Annotated in this window: 18 protein-coding genes, 1 pseudogene and 1 CRISPR repeat array; of the genes and pseudogenes, 17 read left to right on the top strand and 2 right to left on the bottom strand. The window is 53.0% G+C overall.

All coding sequences use genetic code 11. The annotated features are described in order from the left end of the window. Positions 1-103 precede the first annotated feature (103 nt). The 6 genes from ACK5LI_RS16415 to ACK5LI_RS16390 all read left to right on the top strand — a co-directional run bounded on the left by ACK5LI_RS16415 (position 104) and on the right by ACK5LI_RS16390 (position 8,530). The gene (locus ACK5LI_RS16415; RefSeq protein ID WP_416951369.1) at positions 104-1,156 is read left to right on the top strand and encodes a type I restriction endonuclease; all 1,053 of its coding nucleotides are present in this window, start codon (positions 104-106) and stop codon (positions 1,154-1,156) included. Positions 1,157-1,349: 193 nt separating this feature from the next. Further along, positions 1,350-4,544 carry a type II CRISPR RNA-guided endonuclease Cas9 gene (gene cas9, locus ACK5LI_RS16410; protein WP_416951367.1) on the top strand — a complete coding sequence of 1,065 codons (3,195 nt, stop codon included), beginning with the start codon at positions 1,350-1,352 and terminating at the stop codon, positions 4,542-4,544. Between the two features lie 15 nt (positions 4,545-4,559). Then, the gene (gene cas1, locus ACK5LI_RS16405) at positions 4,560-5,474 is read left to right on the top strand and encodes a type II CRISPR-associated endonuclease Cas1 (protein ID WP_416951364.1); all 915 of its coding nucleotides are present in this window, start codon (positions 4,560-4,562) and stop codon (positions 5,472-5,474) included. After that, the gene (gene cas2 / locus ACK5LI_RS16400; protein WP_416951362.1) at positions 5,429-5,791 is read left to right on the top strand and encodes a CRISPR-associated endonuclease Cas2; all 363 of its coding nucleotides are present in this window, start codon (positions 5,429-5,431) and stop codon (positions 5,789-5,791) included. The genes cas1 and cas2 overlap by 46 nt, the downstream gene beginning before the upstream one ends. Before the next feature lie 99 nt (positions 5,792-5,890). After that, positions 5,891-7,266: a CRISPR direct-repeat array (repeat unit 37 nt; unit sequence GAAAATATCAGTCTGGAAAACGGAGTCAAGCTGCAAC). A 507-nt stretch (positions 7,267-7,773) separates the two neighbouring features. Continuing rightward, positions 7,774-8,058 (top strand): type II toxin-antitoxin system RelE/ParE family toxin, encoded by a 285-nt coding sequence (locus ACK5LI_RS16395; protein WP_416951360.1) that lies wholly within the window; start codon positions 7,774-7,776, stop codon positions 8,056-8,058. Between the two features lie 172 nt (positions 8,059-8,230). After that, positions 8,231-8,530: a HigA family addiction module antitoxin gene (locus ACK5LI_RS16390; protein ID WP_416951358.1), complete on the top strand. Its 300-nt coding sequence runs from the start codon at positions 8,231-8,233 to the stop codon at positions 8,528-8,530. A gap of 68 nt (positions 8,531-8,598) precedes the next feature. Here the strand turns inward: ACK5LI_RS16390 and ACK5LI_RS16385 are convergent, their stop codons facing one another. Next, positions 8,599-8,874 carry a hypothetical protein gene (locus ACK5LI_RS16385; protein ID WP_416951356.1) on the bottom strand — a complete coding sequence of 92 codons (276 nt, stop codon included), beginning with the start codon at positions 8,872-8,874 and terminating at the stop codon, positions 8,599-8,601. A gap of 40 nt (positions 8,875-8,914) precedes the next feature. Here ACK5LI_RS16385 and ACK5LI_RS16380 point away from each other — a divergent pair. The 9 genes and pseudogenes from ACK5LI_RS16380 to ACK5LI_RS16340 form a co-directional block, all read left to right on the top strand. Beyond that, positions 8,915-9,301, top strand: a pseudogene (locus tag ACK5LI_RS16380) (DUF2586 family protein); the annotation flags it as partial. 2 nt (positions 9,302-9,303) lie between these two features. Next, positions 9,304-9,519, top strand: a complete 216-nt coding sequence (locus ACK5LI_RS16375; protein ID WP_416951354.1) for a hypothetical protein — start codon at positions 9,304-9,306, stop codon at positions 9,517-9,519. Further along, positions 9,510-9,974 (top strand): hypothetical protein, encoded by a 465-nt coding sequence (locus ACK5LI_RS16370; RefSeq protein ID WP_416951352.1) that lies wholly within the window; start codon positions 9,510-9,512, stop codon positions 9,972-9,974. The genes ACK5LI_RS16375 and ACK5LI_RS16370 overlap by 10 nt, the downstream gene beginning before the upstream one ends. Before the next feature lie 127 nt (positions 9,975-10,101). Then, on the top strand, positions 10,102-10,527 hold the full coding sequence (locus tag ACK5LI_RS16365; RefSeq protein WP_416951350.1) for a hypothetical protein: 426 nt from the start codon (positions 10,102-10,104) through the stop codon (positions 10,525-10,527). Then, complete coding sequence (locus ACK5LI_RS16360) at positions 10,524-10,877, top strand: hypothetical protein (RefSeq protein WP_416951348.1); 354 nt, start codon at positions 10,524-10,526, stop codon at positions 10,875-10,877. Before ACK5LI_RS16365 ends, ACK5LI_RS16360 begins: the two co-directional genes overlap by 4 nt. A 166-nt stretch (positions 10,878-11,043) precedes the next feature. Beyond that, positions 11,044-13,623: a phage tail tape measure protein gene (locus ACK5LI_RS16355; RefSeq protein WP_416951346.1), complete on the top strand. Its 2,580-nt coding sequence runs from the start codon at positions 11,044-11,046 to the stop codon at positions 13,621-13,623. Continuing rightward, positions 13,620-14,159 (top strand): hypothetical protein, encoded by a 540-nt coding sequence (locus tag ACK5LI_RS16350; RefSeq protein WP_416951344.1) that lies wholly within the window; start codon positions 13,620-13,622, stop codon positions 14,157-14,159. The genes ACK5LI_RS16355 and ACK5LI_RS16350 overlap by 4 nt, the downstream gene beginning before the upstream one ends. Then, positions 14,156-14,977, top strand: coding sequence for a hypothetical protein (locus tag ACK5LI_RS16345; RefSeq protein ID WP_416951342.1), 822 nt, complete (start codon positions 14,156-14,158; stop codon positions 14,975-14,977). The genes ACK5LI_RS16350 and ACK5LI_RS16345 overlap by 4 nt, the downstream gene beginning before the upstream one ends. Beyond that, positions 14,968-15,780, top strand: coding sequence for a baseplate assembly protein (locus tag ACK5LI_RS16340; RefSeq protein ID WP_416951340.1), 813 nt, complete (start codon positions 14,968-14,970; stop codon positions 15,778-15,780). The genes ACK5LI_RS16345 and ACK5LI_RS16340 overlap by 10 nt, the downstream gene beginning before the upstream one ends. Before the next feature lie 2 nt (positions 15,781-15,782). On the opposite strand, the gene ACK5LI_RS16335 is transcribed toward ACK5LI_RS16340, so the two are convergent. After that, complete coding sequence (locus ACK5LI_RS16335; RefSeq protein ID WP_416951338.1) at positions 15,783-16,145, bottom strand: hypothetical protein; 363 nt, start codon at positions 16,143-16,145, stop codon at positions 15,783-15,785. Positions 16,146-16,246: 101 nt separating this feature from the next. Between ACK5LI_RS16335 and ACK5LI_RS16330 the strand changes: the two genes are divergently transcribed. Together ACK5LI_RS16330 and ACK5LI_RS16325 are read left to right on the top strand one after the other, a co-directional pair. After that, on the top strand, positions 16,247-16,717 hold the full coding sequence (locus ACK5LI_RS16330; protein WP_416951336.1) for a baseplate assembly protein: 471 nt from the start codon (positions 16,247-16,249) through the stop codon (positions 16,715-16,717). Continuing rightward, a complete protein-coding gene (locus ACK5LI_RS16325) occupies positions 16,668-17,846 on the top strand; it encodes a baseplate J/gp47 family protein (protein WP_416951334.1) in 1,179 nt (392 codons plus the stop codon). The genes ACK5LI_RS16330 and ACK5LI_RS16325 overlap by 50 nt, the downstream gene beginning before the upstream one ends.

The raw sequence follows: 17,846 nt of genomic DNA, 5'->3' as shown, positions 1-17,846 counted from the left end.
ACAGCGATGGATGTGGGGTCTAGCAAATCTCGCCCCCTGATAAGGGGGTATTTGTTTATCATAAAAACAGAGTGAGTGCTTGCGCAAAAATCTGGAGGTAGTCATGGAATTTGTCGATCGCATTTATACTCTTGCAGCGCGGATTCGGGAACTAAAGGAACATACCACGACCGAAGAAGCGACTAAGAACGCTCTTGTTCTCCCTTTCTTGCAAGCGCTTGGATATGACACTTTCGATCCGCGCGTAGTTGAACCCGAGTTCACAGCAGATGTTGGAACAAAAAAAGGGGAAAAAGTAGACTATGCTATCAAGCGTGACGGCTCCCCAGTGATGCTGATTGAGGTAAAATGCTGTGGCGCTACGTTAGACCAAGGTAAAGCCAACCAACTCATCCGCTACTTTCAGGCCACACAAAATGTACGCATCGGCATTTTGACAGACGGCGTCATTTACAAATTTTTCTCCGACCTCGACCGCCACAACATGATGGACGACAAGCCCTTCATGGTTTTTGACTTTTTGAATGTTGAAGAAGCCCTCATCCCCGAGCTGAGGAAACTTGCCAACGAAAAGTTCGACATCGAAGCAACTCTTGCCGCAGCACAAGACTTAAAACACATCCGCCAACTTAAATCTTTATTAGCTGAAGAAATGCGGAACCCTTCTGATGAACTGGTTCGCCTCTTTGCTAAAGAAGTACATTCAGGTCAGTTGCGCACCAATGTGATCGACGATTACCGCGAAAAAATGAAACTCGCCTTCAGGCATGTCATTAACGATGTTATTAACGAACGCCTGCAAACTGCTATGCAAGACAATGCCTACCCGGAAGCCCCTGAAGAACCCAGAAAAGAAGAGCCTAAGAGAGCCATTGAAACAACACAGGAAGAGTGGGAAGCCTTTTACGCTGTAAAATCTATCTTGCGCGAAGTTGTGGACCCTGAACGAGTGTTCATTCGCGATGCTGCGAGCTACTGCGCAGTGCTGCTGGACGATAACAACCGTAAGCCGGTTTGCAGATTCCATTTTAACGGTAAGCAAAAATACGTTGGCCTGCTGGACGAAAACAAAAAAGAAACCCGCCACGCCATAGCTGGCGTGGATGACCTCTTCAGCATGGCCGAAGCCTTGGCTGCTACAGCTCAACGGTATTAGCCAGCAGTGGTGCACCGATACGTCCGCACCCTGATCAACACGAACAAAAACGGGTGGGAAGCGTACTTCCCACCCGCATCTGGTGTTTTGCAACTTGTTAACAGCAAGACACCATTTTCCAGATGGAAAACAATTACAAACAGACCTTGAAAGAGTCAAGCTCTTTATAACGTTATACCGTTGGAGGCTCACCGTGGCAGTTTGGAGATTGGGTATTGACTTAGGAACAAATTCGTTAGGCTGGGCAGCGTTAACTCTGGATGAAACATTTGAACCGACAGGCTTATTGGATTGGGGAGTACGCATTTTCCCAGATGGGCGTGAGCCCAAAAGTGGCGAGTCGCTGGCTGTCGCCCGAAGAACAGCACGTGGCATGCGGCGCAACCGCGACCGCAGGCAAAATAGAATCAGACAATTTTCCGAGATGCTTCATCAGTTTGGTCTGCTCGTCGATGCATCTACCTCTCCTTACAATGCCAGAAATAGAGCCGCTAAAGAAAAGGTTACAGCAGAAGAACTTGGCCGAGCTTTATTTCACCTATGCAAACGAAGAGGCTTTTTATCCAATAGAAAAGCAGATGGTGAAGACAAAGACACCACAGACCGTAAACTCGCAATGGGTACCCTGCAAGGTATCCTTGATGAGCAGCAAATAACCCTCGGCCAGTTTCTTTATCAGCGGATAAAGATGGGCCTCCCGATTCGCTTCCGCAGCACTCCACCTGTTACTGTAAACATCGACGGCGAAGAAAAGGCAGTCTACCCTAAACGTTCCATGTATCTTGATGAATTTGCAACCATACGCAAAATTCAAGGAAATAGTTTATTAAATGAAGAACAATGGGACGCCTTAGAAGCGACCTTAGCCTTTCAGCGGCCTCTAAAACCACAAATACCAGGACGTTGCACGTTTGAAGATGCGCCCAGAGCCAGTAGCCATCTGCCTATCAGCCAACTGTTTAGAATTGTGCAAGAGGTTAATAATCTCAGATACAATAGCGGTGGCAAGTCTTTTGACCTAACTCAGCAGCAAAAAGATACGCTACGCTCTCTGCTTGAATCTCAGCGTTCAATAAAATTTAGCAGTATCCGCGCAAAGTTAAAGCTTGATCGCTCTTCCTTTTTTAACCTTGAAAGCGAGCGTAGAAGCGAACTAAAAGGGAACGAAACTGCCGCCCGCCTACGCAAACTATTTGCCGACCAAGAGACAGACTGGGACGCTTTGACTCCAGACACGCAAAATAACGTAGTGCAGTGCATCTTGGATGCAACAAATCGTGATGACTTCACTCAGGCCAACCAAAAGCAACACTGGGGATTTTCTCAGACACTGTTGGACTCCTTGTATAATGTACATTTTTCGTCTTCTTTTGCTCGGCTTTCTCAAAAAGCCATGCAAAAATTATTACCTTTGATACTTGTAGGAAAGCAGTATTGGGAAGCCGCAACGGAAATTTATGGCGCCCATACCGCTGACAGATTCACGACAGGAGAAGTACTGCCCAGTCTGCCCTACTATGGCGAAATACTGGAAGGTGCAACTACCCCTATACGCCAGAGTCCCACAGCAAACGTTGATGAACTTGAATACGGGCGCATACCTAACCCCACTGTGCACGTAGCGTTAAACCAACTGCGCAAAGTTGTTAACGCGCTTATCGCAAGGTTTGGCAACCCATACCAAGTCCACATTGAACTGGCACGCGACCTGAAACACAGCATAAAACAACGTGCTGAAATTGAACGTGAAATAACAAAACACACTAAAGAGAGAGAACGCAGGATAAAAGAGCTAACCGCCTGCGGCATCATCAATCCTTCTGCTGAAGATCTCATTAAAATGCGCCTGTGGGAGGAGCTTGCACAGGCGCAAAATGATGGCGGGCCAGCGGGTATGGTTCGCCTTGATGTATATACCGGCAGACCTATTTCGCTAGCTCAATGCATGAGTGATGAAGTGGAAATTGAGCACATTCTCCCCTTCTCACGCACATATGACAATACCATGGCAAACAAGACCGTTACATTTAGGCAAACTAACAGGGAGAAAGCGAACAACACCCCTGCCGAGTTCATGCTGCGCAACGGAGCAAAAGCCTATGCAGACATGATTGAAAGAGCGCAACTTTTAAAAAAATCCAAACGATGGCGTTTTCAGGAAGACGCCATGGACATTTTTGAACGAGCAGCACTGCGTCAGCTAACTAAAGAGGAAAAGGCTCAATATCTGGAGGAAGGTGCCGACGGAGCATTTTTAGCACGACAGATAAAAGACACCCAGTACATAGCACGTATAGCAGCACGTTACCTTGTCCCGATTGTTGGTAGCCCCAGCAGGGTTATTCCTGTCAACGGCGGCATTACAGCTTTGCTCAGAGGCAAATGGCGTCTGAATTTTGCCAAACAAAAGGGCACAGAAGATGAGCGAAGCGACCACCGGCACCATGCTGTAGATGCATTAGTAGTCGGGCTAACCAGCAGACGCATGCTGCAGCGGATTGGCAAAGCTACAGCGGACAGCCAAAAGGCCGTTGAGGATTACAGGGCCAAACTTTATGTCCCTATGCCGGATTGGTTGGCCCAAGCCAAGAATCGCGAACTATACACTAAATATGATGCAATAAATGTATCCTTCCGACAGGACCATAAAAGAGAAGGCAAATTATATCAGGAGACTGCATACGGCATACTCCCCGTTACCGACCCTGCCCACAAAGAAGGTTACAATGCGGTTACAAGGCGCGCTATCACAGGGCTGAAAGAAAAAGAACTCGGGCAGATACGCGACGAAAAATTGCGATGTGCCATTGTTGATGCGGTATCATCTCCGGAATATGCAAAACTTAACAAGTGGGAAGCCAAACTTGGCAAGCTGATGCAGGAAGGGGTGATAGTTGGCAAAACCCGCCAATTCGTGCGTAGGGTTCGCATATTGGTTACCAATCAAAGCATTAAACCCATAGGGTCTGCCCAGTACAAAGGTTACGCCACAGACAGCCTTGCCTTTTGTGATGTGTGGCAAGTGCCGGTAACTGACAAAAAACGGACATTCACCGGTAAGTTCAAGTACGAGGCAACGTACACGACATACGCGGACGCTAAAATCTATGAAAATGATGATGATGGTTTATTTAAACAGGTCAAGCCTCATCCCGCCGCAAAACACTGCATGCGTCTGTTCAAAGAAGACATGGTAACATTGTGGGTTAACAACAGATTACAGCTAATGCGAGTCGCCGGTTTCAGTTCGACCAACAATAGAATCGATTTAAGAGTTCATACCCAAACTGATGGCAAGCGACAATTTTTTTCTATCAACAAAACTATGCAGGAACACAATTTGCAAAAAGTTCATGTCACAGAAGACGGGAGAATGTTGATGTCATAACACAGGAGGTAGCTCATGTTCGGCAGCATTGTGGAAATCACTCAAGAGGGAAGGCACATTGCTGTTCACAAAGGTCTGCTCGTCATCAAAGACGGCAGCAATGAATGTGGGCGTGTTCCTTTAGACACGGTTGAGGCTGTAATCCTCACAGCCAAGCAAACAACGCTATCCCGTCCTGTCATGGCGGCGCTGGCACAACACAATGTGTTAATTGTTGTTTGTGATAACAAGTTCATGCCGGTATCAATTACCGCACCATATGCAGTACACTTCGAAGCCGGAAAACGCATGCGGGCACAGGCAAAAGCAGCTGCCCCACTATGCAAACGCATATGGAAAAACATTATTCAAGAAAAACTACGCAACCAGGCACAAGTGTTGCGCTACCACCAACGGCAATGCCCAACAGTTGGTAAAATAGAATTGCTCGCCAAAGCCGTGCGTTCTGGCGACACTACAAATAAAGAAGGCCAATCAGCTCGCCTATACTGGCGCGCGCTGATTGGCCCTTCGTTTATTCGTGACCCTGAACGTGAAGATTGCAACATCCTATTCAACTACGCATATACGGTATTACGAACCGCAGTAGCAAGGTCGCTACTTGGCGCAGGTCTTCATCCTGCCCTTAGCGTATACCACTCGCACAGGTTAAACGCATTTGCTCTGGCAGATGACGCCATGGAACCACTTCGCCCTTTAGCAGATCATCTAGTCTTGCTTACCATGCGTTCTACCCCATCTCAAAGCCTTTCGCCTGAAGTCAAACGCAGCCTTGCAGCCTTGCTTATCCAAGAAGTCCTGTTTGAAAAAACAACAACTCCCCTTTACCAGGCACTACACCATATGGCGCAAAGCCTGGCCCAAACCTATCTGGGAGGAAAAATATGCATCAAATTTCCTCAATTAATGCTTCCAGAGGTCACGTATTAAGCGGAGTGCGCATTATGTGGATGTTAGTGATGTTTGATCTGCCCGTAGGCACACCGGCAGAACGCAAAGCTGCAACTCGCTTTCGTAATAACCTGTTAGAACATGGCTTCCAGATGGCGCAGTTTTCAGTGTACTACAAACTAGCGGGCACGCGAGAAAAAGCGGACCGCCTAGCAGGAAAAATTGAACAACTAGTGCCAGAAGCGGGCCTTGTAAACATCTTAACCATTACAGACAAACAATATGAAAACATGGTCTGTGTTTTCGGCCAAAGACGCAAACCTGTGGTTACACACCAGCAGCTTTCTTTTTTTTAAAAAACGCATCTGGAGCACTTCCTTCCGCCCTCGCAACTCCACTTTTCAAACAAAGAAATGCCCCAATCTCCTTATCTGTTAGGGAGTTGGGGCGCACAGGAAAATATCAGTCTGGAAAAGTGAGTGAAGCTGCAACCGCGAACAGCCTCCAAAGTCTGTTACCCAGGAATATATCAGTCTGGAAAACGGAGTCAAGCTGCAACTTCCACCACGGGTGAGTTTTCACCTGATTGGAAAATATCAGTCTGGAAAACGGAGTCAAGCTGCAACCAAAACGCTATAATATGTTCTTCATTTTTCGAAAATATCAGTCTGGAAAACGGAGTCAAGCTGCAACTACTGAATTGCTCACGATGTGGCCCTGTTTGAAAATATCAGTCTGGAAAACGGAGTCAAGCTGCAACAAATGCTTTTCAGACCTTGCCGACGGGCGAGAAAATATCAGTCTGGAAAACGGAGTCAAGCTGCAACTGAGAGCTTGTCCTCACAAACACGCCAAAGGAAAATATCAGTCTGGAAAACGGAGTCAAGCTGCAACTGCAACCATACCAGTATCAGCCGGGCATGTGAAAATATCAGTCTGGAAAACGGAGTCAAGCTGCAACGTACTCCGGCAGCTCCTGGCCATCCGGCGAGAAAATATCAGTCTGGAAAACGGAGTCAAGCTGCAACTGTCGCTATGTACGGGTAACCACGATGGAAGAAAATATCAGTCTGGAAAACGGAGTCAAGCTGCAACCGTCTTGATTGGAAGGGAGGTGCGCGCTGGGAAAATATCAGTCTGGAAAACGGAGTCAAGCTGCAACTACTACGCCGAGTGCCATGATATGGTTGAGGAAAATATCAGTCTGGACAACGGAGTCAAGCTGCAACGGTGTAGTCGGTGACAACTGCCTCCATAGTGAAAATATCAGTCTGGAAAACGGAGTCAAGCTGCAACCAAGGCCGACGGCGGCCGCCCGCTGGGCATGAAAATATCAGTCTGGAAAACGGAGTCAAGCTGCAACCTGGACAAGCTCAAAGACATGCTGGGTGCGAAAATATCAGTCTGGAAAACGGAGTCAAGCTGCAACCTTTATCGCGGGCTGCGGCAAGGCTACCGGGAAAATATCAGTCTGGAAAACGGAGTCAAGCTGCAACCGTTTGTCCCGTCAATCGTAGGCAAGGAAAGAAAATATCAGTCTGGAAAACGGAGTCAAGCTGCAACCGTGGAACAAAACTCTCAAGCGTGCAGGCAGAAAATATCAGTCTGGAAAACGGAGTCAAGCTGCAACTCCGGATTTTTATTCTGCCTTTACTGCGCTGAAAATATCAGTCTGGAAAACGGAGTCAAGCTGCAACAGCCTTGCGTTTATTGAAAGCAGATTATGAGAAAATATCAGTCTGGAAAACGGAGTCAAGCTGCAACTATTACCTGTACCAGCACGAGCTGCGGCAGGAAAATATCAGTCTGGAAAACGGAGTCAAGCTGCAACCCATAAAGTCGGTGCCTCGGGCGTGTACGGGAAAATATCAGTCTGGAAAATAGGCGTCAACAACTCCCCCCACCAACAACATTACCCGCTCCCCAACAACTCGCCCCTGACTGGTTGTGTCCAGCACCTCCACGGCGTGCCTGCGCCTGGGTTCGCCGCCGGATAAGACTGCGGCAAGCAATACACCGTCCTGCCGCTGAGACTCAAGCACCACCGGGCTATCGCACTGCCATGTTATGCTTATGATGCTTTCCCCTTCTTTCAAGCAGGCAAATACGTTGATGACAAATCAAAACATTCTCCGGAAAACTCTCATGCCATCCGCCAAGGTACTCTCACTCAAAAAGAGCAATCATAATTATCGCAACTAATTTTTGCACTCCAGTTGACAAAGCCATCGAAAGCACCTACCTGTTTAACAGCTAGCTGCAAAGCAGCTAATGAAATACAGCTAGCAGCAGTGATTAGGGTATACTGTTGAGTCTGGCAACTTGTAACGGAGGTGATATGCCGCCAGATTTTAAATGTAAAAAAACAGAAGAACTCTACAAGACGGGTAAGTCGAGATTTTTTAGTTCAATTGCCGCAGTAGCCTTGCGCAAACTCGACATGATTGAGGCAGCTGCGGTGCTAGATGACCTGAAGTCGCCCCCCGGAAATAGGTTAGAAGCTCTTCTGGGAGACAGGCAAGGGCAACATAGCATCAGGATAAACCAACAGTGGCGAATTTGCTTTGTTTGGGGTGAAGCCAAACAATGTGCCACAGAAATCGAAATCGTTGATTATCATTAATGCTTAGAAGAAGTTACACCCTAACAACGCATTACAAAAGTAAAAGTCCAAAAGCCCTTTAGACTACAACACAACAGAATAATACAATAAAAAAGAGTCAATAAGGCACAACGGACCTGATGACCCGCAAACGAAAGCCTAGAGCATATCGTCGCGGAAATAGGAGAAATATATGCGTATTAAAACACATCCCGGTGAAGTATTGCGGGAAGAGTTTATGGTTCCCATGAAGCTTTCAGCCAGCAAGCTGTCCGGCTACCTTGGGGTACCGCTCTCCCGTATCACAGAAATCGTCAATGAAAAGCGGGGTGTGACGGTAGACACAGCAGTTAGACTTGCTAAGTTTTTCGGCACCAGCTCTGAATTTTGGATTAACCTACAGACTCAGCATGACCTTTCAAAAGTGTGTTCAGAGAAACAACCTGAAATCCAGCGAATTCCGACCTGCAAAGAAGTGTCCGCCTGCTTCTAAGTTTTAAAGGGGGGAGAAGTTACCTTCTCCCCCCAAATATATTGATGACTTTAGTTCAAACTGCCAACTCACCCCACCAACAACATTACCCGTTCCCCGACCATTCGCCCCTGGCTGGTTGTGGCCAGCACCTCCACGGCGTGCCTGCGCCCGGGTTCGCCGCCGGATAAGACTGCAGTAAGCAATGCAACGTCCTGCCGCTGCGACTCAAGCACCAACGGACTACCACACTTCCATGTCACGCTTTGGATGTATTCCTCTGCTTCCAGGCGGGAAGACATGTCGATGGTGTAATCAAGGCGTTCTCCGGAGAGCTTTTCCGGCCACTCTAAATAACGGTGCATCACTCCTCCCTGCTGATTACGGTCCGATTACTGGTCGGCCGCTCCGACGATGTGCGCGGCGACCAGCAAGTACAAGCGCGAAGAAATTCTTCGCGTCGTGTTCAAGGCTATTCGGAAAATGCGCATCGCCGCCGAACTCAGCCTGTACGACGAAGCGGGCGACCCCCTGTTCCCGGAAGACGGCGGACTCGCTTACCTGAAAGCGGAAATAGAAAACGCGCTTTCCACCATGACGACCGCCATCCCGAAGGAGCTCGCGGGCTACAAGGTGGAAATTCCCCTCGGACAGGACATTCCGAACAACGGCCTGTCGGTGCTGCCGACGCTTATCGGGATTCCCATCATCGAAAAAATTACCATTCCGACGAACTATGTCATCGCGGGCAGCAATTTTGACCCGCGTATCATCGAACAGACGGCGGTGTAAGCATGAGCAAGGCAACCATCACTTTCGCGTCGGGCTTTTCCTGCGAAGGGGAAATCAGCTTCCAGGAAGAAACGCGGGAAAAGGAACCTTCGGTCACTCACGCGGGCCGGGGCGTCTACGGCGCTTCCGGAACCGTGGAAATTTCCGGAAGCGCCCTGGACTCGTTTATTTTTGACGTCCTGTTCCCTGAACAGGAAGGAGTTACCACATGGCAATAAACGGCAGAGGCTATGACTGGGAAGACATCGGCGTCACTCTCCCGTCTGGCGAATCCGTGGGCATCACGGAAATAAAGTACACGGACGGCCAGGCCAAGACCGCGCACTATGGCCGGGGAGCCATCCCCCGCGCCTATGGCCGCGGCAATTACGAGGCGAGCGGTTCGATGGCTCTGGACCGCGACGAATGGGAACGGCTCAAAAAGTGGCTTGTAGACAGCGGCAGCGGCGGCATTTACGACCACAAGCCTTTTACCATCGTCGTGAACTACGCGAACGACGACATGGAAAACATCACGGACACGCTTCGTTCCGCAGTCATCACCAAGTTTGACGGCGGCGGCAGCCAGGGCGACGACAAGGTATCGGCCATCACCTGCGAATTCACGCTTCTGGAGCCGATTCTCTGGAACGGCACGCCCGCGAAGAAAAACGACAACACGCTTCGCATATAGAAAACGCCGACAGGCACGTTCAAAGCCGGGGGAAACCCCGGCTTTTTTTGTCCGCATCCTTCGCGCCCTTTCCGGCAGAAGCGCCCGTCCTTCGCTACTATCAGGCCATATCACGAAAGGAGCTCGTATGCGCAAAGGAGGCAGAAAGAGAAGGTACAAGGTCAAGCGAGCATACTTTCCGGTGACAAGCGCTTTTCGCGACCCTTGGGAAGAGAAATACGTCAAGCAGACGTTTCGGTTTTCCCTTCCGCACATGACGGCAGTCGAAGCGGTGTTCGTGCTTACCGGCGATGACCGGGAAAAAGCGGCGCAGGTTCTTCTGATGAACTGCATTCATCCCGAAGACAAAGAACGCCTGGAAAAGCACATCCGGAAGTATCCCGCCTTCGCGCAATCCTGCGCACTAACCATCTTTGAACGCGCCATCGAGGCGCTTCGGCCGACCATCTCCTACATACTGCGCGTTGTCAGTGAAGAACTGAAAAGCAGACGGAAGGAGAGAGAAAGCCGGGAACCATTTTTCACCAGACTTTACAGGAGGTTTTTCAAATGACCAAGAACGCCGAAACGACCACGACCACCGAACCCGCCGTCATCACCCACGAAGGACGAAAGTTCGTCCGCTTCACGCATACGTTCAACGACCACTTTCTGCCGGAAGAAGAATCGGACGCTTCCATCTCCTTTCACTTTTCCAAGCCGACCGAGCCGCAAATCAAGCGCTTGCAGAACACCGCGGGCAAGGACGCTTCCGGCGCGGCCAGGAACCTTCTGATTTCCACCATCCTTCCGGAACAGCGGGAAAAACTGAAAGCCACGCTTGAAGACTATCCCGGCCTGGCGACCACGTTTTCGACCGCGCTTATCAAGTCGGCCGGTATATCGGCTGAATTGGGAAACTGACGCTTTCCGCCCTGGAACAGGCGGAAGCGGTAATCGCCTACTGGCTGCACTCCGAACCAGCCGAGGAACTGGACCTTTTCAACATGCAACTAAGCCAAGCCCTGTGGATGGAGCGGCGGTTCTTCGACGGCCTGGTCCGCGCCATTCACGGGAACGGTAAGAACTGATGGAAGTCTTCAAAGTCTTTGCGACCCTTAGTTTGTCCGACATGATTTCCGCCCCGCTCCGCGCCATCAAGGCGGGAGTCGGGGCTGTCGGCGATGCTGTGACGGGGCTCGGCGACAGGATGGGAAGACTCGCTCTGGCAATGGCGCCGGTCGCAATAGCGGGCGGCGTCATTCTCGGCTCTTTCGGCGCCTGTGTGGGGGTGGCCGCCGCCTTCGAGGACAGCATGGCGAAGGTCGGCGCCGTATCGAGAGCGACGACCGACGAAATGGTCGAGCTCGAAAAAGCCGCCCGCCACTATGGCGCGACGACGAAATTTACCGCCTCTCAAGTGGCGGAAGCCGAAATGTATCTGGCAATGGCGGGCTTTACCGCGCAGCAGAACATCGCGGCGCTTCCGGGCGTCCTGAACCTGGCTGCGGCTTCCGGAACGGAACTCGGCCGGGCTTCCGACATCGCTTCCGATATTCTTTCCGCCTTCGGCCTGCAGGCGGAGGAAATGACCCGCGTCGCGGACGTGCTCGCCCTGACGTGCGCCACGGCGAACACGAACGTCGAACTTCTCGGCGACACGATGAAATATGTCGACCCTGTCGCCAGGAATGCGGGAATGAGCCTGGAAGAAGCCGCGGCAATGGCCGGGCTTCTCGGTAACGTGGGCATCAAGGGCAGCATGGCCGGAACCTCGCTCAAGGCCATGATTAACAAAATCGCCGCCCCGGCCGGCGAGGCGCAAAAGGTCTTGAAAGACCTCGGCGTCACGGTGAAGGACAGCGCCGGGAACCTGCGCTCGCCCATCACCATTCTCGGCGAAATGAGCAAAAAACTAGAAACGATGGGAACGGCGCAGCAAATCGCGGCCCTGAAAACCATCGTCGGCGAAGAAGCCATCGCCGGGTTCGCCGAGCTTATCAACCAGGAAGGCGTCGGCGCGATAACGAAATACGTCGAGCAGCTTCAAAACGCGGAAGGCGCTTCGGCGGAAATGGCGCGTCGCATGGGCGACACGCTCGGCGGTTCCATCCGGAACATGGGCTCGGCCTGGGAATCGCTGCAAATCAGCATCGGCAAGCTGTTCTTGCCTGTTCTCCGGAAGGTCGTCGACGCGATAACCGCCGTTATCGGGGTTTTCGACAGTCTGGCGCAAAGCGATGTCGGTCAGTTCTTTATCAAGCTGCTGGCGACTCTTAGCGCGGCAGCCGTGGCGATTACCGGGCTTTCGGCGGGAATATGGGCGTTTACCAAGTTCGCGCCTCTTCTGCTTTCCATGTTCGCCCCGCTCAAAGTCGCGATTCTGGCGCTCGGCTGGCCGATACTCCTGATTATCGCCGCTGTCGGGTTGCTCTATCTGGCCTGGAAGAAAAACTTCGGCGGTATCCAGGACACCATGAAACGATGGTGGAAGAATATTTCCACGGTCGTGAAAGGCGTCATCGCGATTTTCAAGAGCCTGACGGGCAGCACGTTTGAAATCCGCGGCGAGCTCGCGAAGGACATCAAGGCCGCGGGCCTGGAAAACCTCGTTGTCAGCATCGCGAAAATCATCCACCGGATAAAGGCTTTCTTCAAGGGCATATGGGACGGCCTGGATTTTTCCAAGCCGCTGAAAGTGCTCGAACCAGTCGGCGCCAAAATTGCCGCCGTCCTGGACAGGATAGGGAGCATCTTCGCCAAACTTACCGGAATCGAAGTTACCTCGGCAACGGACAGTTTTACCAAGTTCGGCGAAGTCGTCGGCGGCTTTCTGACCTGGGGGCTTGAAGCCCTCGCGACAGTTATCAACGGCGTTGTGAATGCGTTCAGTATGGTAATCGACACCGTCGATTGGCTGGTATGCCTGCTGACCGGAGATTTCGCCGGGGCGGCAGCCGCGGGCGAACGTGTCTGGAATTCCTTTTGCGATACGCTGATGGGCTTTCTCGACCTGTTCCGAATCGGCGACTGGTGCCGGGAAGCCTGGGCGGACGCGCAAAACTTTTTAAGCTCCATCAACCTGTTTGAATCCGGCACCGCCATCCTGGGAACGCTGAAAGACGGCATCGTTTCAAAGTTCACGGACTTGAAAGACTCTGTCGTCGGCTTCTTCTCCGGTCTTCGCGAATATCTGCCGTTCTCGGACGCCAAGAAAGGCCCGTTCTCCGACCTGACCCTTTCCGGCTCCCGCTTTATGACGACCATCGGCGAAGGCATGGAATCCGGGGCGAAGTCGCTCGACGGTACTGTTTCCGGAATCTTCTCGGATGTCAGCGGTCTTTTTTCGGGCGGCCTGGACGGCGGTATCACCGTTCTTCAAGAGAAGTTTTCCGGGATGCTGCAATCCGTGACCGGCCAGGCCGGTTCCTGGTGGGACGGGCTGTTCGGCGACAATTCCCCGACCCCTCCGGGAATTGAGCCCGTGCAGATTGACGACGCCCCGGTTCGATCCGCGCAGGAACAGCGGGCGGAAGAAAATCTCCGCCAGGCGAAACAAGACCTAACCATTCATATCGGCAAAATCGAGCTTCCGAGCGTGAAGGACGGCCAGGACTTCGTGAAGTCGCTCCGGAACGTTGTCACGGAACTCGGAGGGCAGCCCGCATGATAAAGCACCTTTCATTCGCTGACGGCATCGTCCGCCTGGGCGGCGAGGAACTTCCCGGCATCCTGACGAGTCTTAGCGTCGACGGGAAAGTCCGATACGACGAACAGAAGGTCGACGGCACTTCCGGCAAGTCGAAAACGCCTATGGGATGGGAAGACCATACCGTAATGATAAGCATGGTTCTTCCGACCGACAGCGACGGCGACTGTTACGACAAACTCGAAATTCTGGCCGCGTACTTCAAACAGCCAGACGCGAAAGCCAACCCGCAAATATATTCCGTGGTGAACCGGCACACGCAAAGCCGCGGCATCCGGGAAATCGTGTTCGACCGTTTGCAGACCACGGAAAGCGAACAGTGGGACTACATTATCGCGAACCTGGGCTTCAACGAGCATAATCCGCCCATCGTGCAGACGGAAGCGGCCGCGGCCAAGACGCCGACCCCCAGCGAACTCGCGGAAGAAGCGAAGCGCCAGGCCGAGGAAGGGGCGGCGCCGGAAGAAGAAGCCGTCATCACAGGTGGCTTGGAATGATTGCCGGGTTCAACGTCCGTTGCAACGTGGGCCCCGTCGAAGTCCTGCGTACACCGTTTCTTGAAATTGTTTACAAGCGGCGCGCCGTCCTGACCCGCTCGACGATTGAAATTCCCGACCCGGAAGGCAAGGTTCGCGCTTCAATCGCCAAAGACGACGCCATGCATCTTCGGTTCGGATACCGCGGGGAAACGACGCTCTGGCACGAATGGCAAGGAACGGTCGACAGCATCGACCAGCCGCCGCGGCAGGATTCCGGGCGTGACGCGGTCATCGTCCAGGGTATCGGGCTTGAAAAGACGCTGTCGACGACCATCGTCACGGAATCGTTCACCTCGGAAGCCGCTTCGGCGGTCGCGGCCCGGCTGCTCGCGAAAACCGGGCTGGCCGTCGCGGGCGTCGACATCCCCGGTGACGTTCTTCCGCATCAGGTCTTTTCCGGCGTCACCGTGGCCCGCGCCATCAAACAGCTTGAAATCACGCTTTCCCGCCAGTTCGGGCATGACCTGAAAAAACACGCCGCCTGGCTCGGCCAGAACGGCTTGCGCTGGTCGGCGGACGGGGAACCCGGCGACGTGTACGTCATCGAAACCGCGAAAAACCTTCTGAACCATACGCCGCCCGTCCGCCCTGGTGAAATGGGCGTCGTGCTGTCCGTTCCTCTTCCCGGGTTGATTCACAGTATGGATGTCCGAATCCGCGACGTGCGGCGCGACATCGTCGCCCTGGTGCGGGCCGAGGAAGTCCGCCACGTCATTTCCGAACGCCTGGGGAACAGCACGGCGGTTCTGTACGGCAAGGAAGCGGGATGGGGGTAGCGGTGGAAGAAGACAAAAGCGACGTTCTCGACCTCTTGCGCCAGGCGATAGAATTCGCCATGCCCGACTTGCGCCACTACCTTCGCCCGGTGAAAAAGGGGAAGGTCGTCGCCGTGTACGCTTCGGACGGGAACTATTTTTGCGATGTGCAGCCGCTCCGGAACGACGAGGCGGTCGACGAAAAAGAGCCGGTCATATCGAAAGTCGAAATCCCGGTCCTGTGGGGCGGTCCCGACCGCGGCGTCGTCTGCCCCCCGGTCGTCGGCGTGCATTGCGACATCACCTATTATGACGGCGACCCCAACTATCCGCGGATAAGCAATTTCCGTTGGCACGGCATGAACGCGCCGAAAGCCGACCTGAACGAATTCATCATTCAGCTTGAACCGGGCGTTTCCATCCACATCGACAAGGAAAAACAGGTCGTCACCCTGACGCCGGAAAACGTGAATACCGAGGCGGGCAAGAACTGGACGGTCAAGGCCGGGGATAACGCGCAGATTGAAGCCGGAAAAGACGCCACGGTCAACGCCAAAGGCGGCGAAGTGCGCATCCTGGCCGCGACGCTGATTACGCTCGCGGCTCCGCTAATCAACATCCTGGGCCGTTTAATCTGTAAATCCTTCACCGGTTCCGGCAAGGGATACGCCGAATTTGAAGGCGATGTCGTCATCCGTGGAAATGAAGAGGTCAAAGGCAATACCGCGACAAGCGGAAACGCTACAGTCGGCGGAAGTTCCACGGTCGCCGGAAACTCGCAGGCCGGGACGCGCAGCGGCGGCACATGCCCTCATACCTGCTGATATTAGCCGAAAGTGATTGTTACCGTGTCCCTTCTGCCTTCTTTTTCTCCCCGGACTGTAAGAGTGTTTTCAGCCTCATCGTATGAAAATTTCTGGAACGCAACAGAAAACACCGAACTTACGCCGCCGGCTTGATCTTCAATACAGTCACAGTGAAGTTCAGAGTCTCCAGTCGCATAAAAAGTGCTGCGCCATGCAGTGCCGCCCTCGAAACTTATGGAATTTGGATTGTTTTCCCATTCCCACACGGCTTCCTGAACAGCAATGTATCGTTCAGAAGCATGTTCCTTTACATCCGGGTTGGCATTAAAAGCATCTCCTAACGCTTCTTCATTTTTCCTTTTCTCAGCCGGTTTTAGAGCCATGTCGTCCTCGTTTAATTGGGGGTGAAAGTACAGGTTAAATATACTTCGCATCATGTGCTTAGTCTACAGCAGATAGGCTTTTTTCCGGCTATCATGCTTCCATGAGTACAACCACCGACCAATGGGGGCAAGACGTCGCCCTGGACGAAAACGGACAGGCCCGCGTCGCCGCGAACGGCGAACTGATTCTCACGGACGGCCCGGATACCGGCGTCCAGGACATCGGACTTCGCCTTCTGACCCCCCTCGGTTCCCTCTTTTACGACACGGAATTCGGAAGCCTGATTCACGAATGGATTTTCGAGGAATCAACGGAAGAGAACCGCGCCGGTCTGGTGGCGGAACTCATTATGCGCACGGAGAAAGACCCGCGCGTCGTGCCGTATTCCGTCCGGGCGTCCATTCTCAAATGGAATGAAGAAGAGGTCGTCGCCCCTTTATTCTGGAAATTCATCGGCGAAGACCAGCCGTACAACCTGGTCCTGCAAGCCAACAAATCGACAAAGGAACTGACGGTCAAGGATGCAAAACCGAACCCCGATTACCTTTCCCCGCATATCCCGCACGATTGACGAAATCCGGGAAAGCCTGTTCGCGCGGATTGAAGCCGTGCAAGACGAGCTCGCAGCGGCCGGTTTTCTGCCGCGCCGTCTGAACCTGAACAAGGGCATCGCGCGCGGGTTGATAGAGCTTACCGCCTGGGGAATCTGGCAGGTTTACAATCTGCTCGAAATTCTGGTCAAGCAGGCCGTTCCGGCGACCGCTACCGGAATCTGGCTGAATCTGCATCTGGCGGCTGTCGGCTTGTTCCGGAAGATGTGGACGAAGGCGACCGGCCGCGTCCGGTTCTTCCGTGACGGCAATATCGCCGGAAACATCGTCATTCCGTCCGGGCGCATCGTCCGGACGCTTCCGGACGGCGCCGGGGAGATTTACCGCTTCGTCACCACGGAAGCCGCCGTTCTGCTCGCCGACGAAGACTTCGTCGACGTTCCGGTCACGGCGGAGGAATACGGCACCGGTTCCAACGCGGGGCCCGGCCAGATATGCGAGCTCGTGACGCCCGTAATCGGCGTCCGGGGCGTGACCAATGTTTCCGGCTGGCTCGTCAGCGAAGGCGCGGACAAGGAAACCGACGACCAGGCGCGGGAGCGGTATCAACTCCGCTGGATGGGGCTGAACGGCTGCACGAAGTACGCCTATAAAGCCTGGGCGCTTTCCGTGACGGGTTGCGTTTCCGTTGAAATTCTCGACCAACATCCCCGCGGCCAGGGAACGGTCGGCGTCGTGGTGCGCGGCTCGGCCGGGCTGCCGACCGAAGCCCTTCTCAAACGTGTTGAAGAAGCCATCGCCGAACAAGCCCCCATCAATGACGACTGGTTCGTCATATCTCCCGACGCCGTGCCTGTGGCCGTTTCCGGACGCCTGCATTTTGTGAATGGCGACCCGGAACTGCTCAAGCATGAAGCCTTGCAGCGCGTCTATTCCCTGTTCGCTGAAACGAGCAAGCATAGCGACATCACACCCGTGAAGATAGGCCAGGACGTGCCCCTCGACCTGTTGACGAAAGTCGCGATGGGCGTTTCGGGCGTGAAATCCGTCAACTGGAACAGCCCGTCCGAAGACCTGGTCGTTCCGAAAAGCGGCCTGGCCATCCTGGCCGAAGCGTCCTTCACGACCTGTCAGGAAGCGGAGGAATAG

The sequence above is a fragment of the Oleidesulfovibrio sp. genome (assembly GCF_047973035.1).
Lineage (GTDB): Bacteria > Desulfobacterota > Desulfovibrionia > Desulfovibrionales > Desulfovibrionaceae > Oleidesulfovibrio.
The sequence above is the reverse complement of the archived record's forward strand: the minus strand, read 5'-3'. Positions and strand labels throughout refer to the sequence as shown.

What these genes read in the sequence shown, in the direction of transcription:
- ACK5LI_RS16415 (WP_416951369.1), top strand. Translation starts at nt 104, where the DNA reads ATGGAATTTGTCGATCGCATTTATACTCTTGCAGCGCGGATTCGGGAA.
- cas1 (WP_416951364.1), top strand. Translation starts at nt 4,560, where the DNA reads ATGTTCGGCAGCATTGTGGAAATCACTCAAGAGGGAAGGCACATTGCT.
- cas2 (WP_416951362.1), top strand. Translation starts at nt 5,429, where the DNA reads ATGCATCAAATTTCCTCAATTAATGCTTCCAGAGGTCACGTATTAAGC.
- ACK5LI_RS16395 (WP_416951360.1), top strand. Translation starts at nt 7,774, where the DNA reads ATGCCGCCAGATTTTAAATGTAAAAAAACAGAAGAACTCTACAAGACG.
- ACK5LI_RS16390 (WP_416951358.1), top strand. Translation starts at nt 8,231, where the DNA reads ATGCGTATTAAAACACATCCCGGTGAAGTATTGCGGGAAGAGTTTATG.
- ACK5LI_RS16385 (WP_416951356.1), bottom strand. Translation starts at nt 8,874, where the DNA reads ATGCACCGTTATTTAGAGTGGCCGGAAAAGCTCTCCGGAGAACGCCTT.
- ACK5LI_RS16375 (WP_416951354.1), top strand. Translation starts at nt 9,304, where the DNA reads ATGAGCAAGGCAACCATCACTTTCGCGTCGGGCTTTTCCTGCGAAGGG.
- ACK5LI_RS16370 (WP_416951352.1), top strand. Translation starts at nt 9,510, where the DNA reads ATGGCAATAAACGGCAGAGGCTATGACTGGGAAGACATCGGCGTCACT.
- ACK5LI_RS16365 (WP_416951350.1), top strand. Translation starts at nt 10,102, where the DNA reads ATGCGCAAAGGAGGCAGAAAGAGAAGGTACAAGGTCAAGCGAGCATAC.
- ACK5LI_RS16360 (WP_416951348.1), top strand. Translation starts at nt 10,524, where the DNA reads ATGACCAAGAACGCCGAAACGACCACGACCACCGAACCCGCCGTCATC.
- ACK5LI_RS16355 (WP_416951346.1), top strand. Translation starts at nt 11,044, where the DNA reads ATGGAAGTCTTCAAAGTCTTTGCGACCCTTAGTTTGTCCGACATGATT.
- ACK5LI_RS16350 (WP_416951344.1), top strand. Translation starts at nt 13,620, where the DNA reads ATGATAAAGCACCTTTCATTCGCTGACGGCATCGTCCGCCTGGGCGGC.
- ACK5LI_RS16345 (WP_416951342.1), top strand. Translation starts at nt 14,156, where the DNA reads ATGATTGCCGGGTTCAACGTCCGTTGCAACGTGGGCCCCGTCGAAGTC.
- ACK5LI_RS16340 (WP_416951340.1), top strand. Translation starts at nt 14,968, where the DNA reads ATGGGGGTAGCGGTGGAAGAAGACAAAAGCGACGTTCTCGACCTCTTG.
- ACK5LI_RS16335 (WP_416951338.1), bottom strand. Translation starts at nt 16,145, where the DNA reads ATGGCTCTAAAACCGGCTGAGAAAAGGAAAAATGAAGAAGCGTTAGGA.
- ACK5LI_RS16330 (WP_416951336.1), top strand. Translation starts at nt 16,247, where the DNA reads ATGAGTACAACCACCGACCAATGGGGGCAAGACGTCGCCCTGGACGAA.
- ACK5LI_RS16325 (WP_416951334.1), top strand. Translation starts at nt 16,668, where the DNA reads ATGCAAAACCGAACCCCGATTACCTTTCCCCGCATATCCCGCACGATT.